Source organism: Streptomyces sp. ISL-11 (assembly GCF_018614525.1).
In the GTDB taxonomy this organism is placed as follows: domain Bacteria; phylum Actinomycetota; class Actinomycetes; order Streptomycetales; family Streptomycetaceae; genus Streptomyces.
On sequence record NZ_JAGGOL010000057.1, the window covers coordinates 5,824 to 7,866 of the forward strand.

Sequence of the window (2,043 nt, forward strand, 5' to 3'; positions counted from 1 at the left end):
CGGCGACCGGGCGTTCTGCACCGGCGTCGACCGCTCCGCCGACGTCCCCCAGCCGAGCTCGCCCTACTCCGTCGACGACCCGCTCCTGACCGTCGGGCCCAAGGCCGCCGACCTGTGGAAGCCCGTCGTCGCGGCGGTCGGCGGAATGGCGTGCGGCGGGGCGTTCTACCTGCTCGGCGAGGCGGAGTTCCTCGTCGCCTCCGAAGACGCGACCTTCTTCGACCCGCACACCTCCTACGGCATGGTCAGCGCGTACGAAACCCTCCACATGGCGCAGCGCATGCCCTTCGGCGAAGCCGCCCGCACGGCGCTCATGGGCACCGCCGAACGACTCTCCGCGCGGCGGGCGTACGAGATCGGGCTGGTCTCCGAGCTGACCACGCCCGGCGAGGCGGTCCCCGCGGCCCTGCGGGCGGCGGCCGTCATCGCCTCCTACCCCACCGAGGCGGTGCAGGGGACCGTACGGGCCCTGTGGGCGGCGAAGGAGGCGGCCCGCGGACATGCCCTCGCCCTGGCGCCGCACCTGATCTCGCTGGGCAGTCTGTCTCCCTCCCGCCAGGCCGGGCTCTTCACCCGGCGCGGCAGGGCGTACCGCGTGCGGTGAGCCGCCGATGGCGGGCCCGGCCGTCCTCCGGGCCCCTGGGCTTCACCTCCCGGGCCCGGCCGCCGCACCCACCGGATGCCGAAGCGCGGACGTCACCGCCGGGACAGGCCCGTCCCCTTCGCCGCGTCCAGCGCGTACACGCACCGGTCCTTGCTGCAGGCGTAGACCACACCGCCCGTGACCACCGGCGAGCCGGTGATCTCGCCACCCGTGGCCAGCTTCCAGCGGAGCTGGCCCCCCGCCGCGTCCACCGTGTAGAGGCAGTGGTCGGCGGAGCCGAAGTGGACTCTGCCCTCGGCGACGACGGGGGCGCCGACGACATCGCCACCGGCCGCGAAGCGCCACTTCGGGGTGCCCGTGACGGCGTCCAGGGTGTAGAGCGCGCCGCCGCTGCCCAGGTGCACGGAACCGGCCGACACCAGCACCGGCTCCGTCGACTGGCGGGGCTCGGTGGCGATGCGCCAGCGGTCTCGGCCGGTCGCCGCGTCCAGGGCGTAGACGGTGCCCAGGTAGTCGGCGACATAGACGCCTCCGCCCGTGACGGCGGGGCCCGGCGCGAACGCCGGCGGGCTCAGGAAGACCGCCGGTGCCTCGAACCGCCAGCGCACGTCACCGCGCGCCACGTCGATGGCGAGGACGCGCGTGCCGGCCGCGACGTAGACGACCCCGTCCTCGGCGGCCAGCAGCCGCACGGGGACGCCCCCGCACGACGCGGTATCGCCCACCGGATACGACCAGCGCTCCGCGCCCGTACGGGCCTCCAGGGCGCGCAGCCGGGCGTCGGCCCACACATAGACCGTGCCGTCCTGGACGAACGGCCCGCAGTCGGGCGTCTCGAAGTCGGTCTGGAGGCCGCCCATCTCCCACAGCAGTTCGCCATTGGCGGCTTCCCACGCCTGCACGCCGCCGCCGCGCGTACCGGTGACGATCGTCCCGCGGTCGGCCCGGAGGGAGTAGACCCAGCCGTCGGTGGCGAGCCGCCACCGCTCGGCGCCGTCGGCAGCGTCCAGCGCGTACAGCGTCGGCCCGTCCGAGGCGTGGATGCGACCGTCCGCGACGGCCATCGCCCACGCCACGTCACGCGTCTTGAACTGCCGTCGTCCGCTGGCGACGTCGAGCGCGTGTACCTCGAAAGAGGTGACGTACAACAGCTCACCGGCGACCGTGGGCGTCCCCCAGACGTCGTTGGACATCCGGAACCGCCACGGCCGCCAACGTCCCTGCTCACCCTGGGTGTTCTCACCGTCGGTCTGCGGGGCCGGCGCCTGGACGGGCACCGAGGCGGAGGCACCGGGCAGACCGGCCGGCGGGCGCACCCATCCGGTGGCGGGACCGGTGCCCGTCTGCAGCTCGCGCGCCTCGGCGACGCGCGGGCCGGGGCCGATCGGGACCTGCGACCCGGCCAGCCGCACGGACCCGTCGTGCGCGGGCACGGGAGC

Annotated in this window: 2 protein-coding genes; one reads left to right on the top strand and one right to left on the bottom strand. The window is 75.1% G+C overall.

Going from position 1 to position 2,043, the window contains the following annotated elements; translation table 11 throughout:
• On the top strand, positions 1–604 hold a 604-nt coding region (locus J7E86_RS13875; protein ID WP_215081949.1), incomplete at its 5' end, for an enoyl-CoA hydratase/isomerase family protein.
• 92 nt (positions 605–696) lie between these two features.
• On the opposite strand, the gene J7E86_RS13880 is transcribed toward J7E86_RS13875, so the two are convergent.
• Positions 697–2,043: PQQ-binding-like beta-propeller repeat protein (locus tag J7E86_RS13880; protein ID WP_215081950.1), on the bottom strand; the 1,347-nt coding region annotated here is incomplete at its 5' end.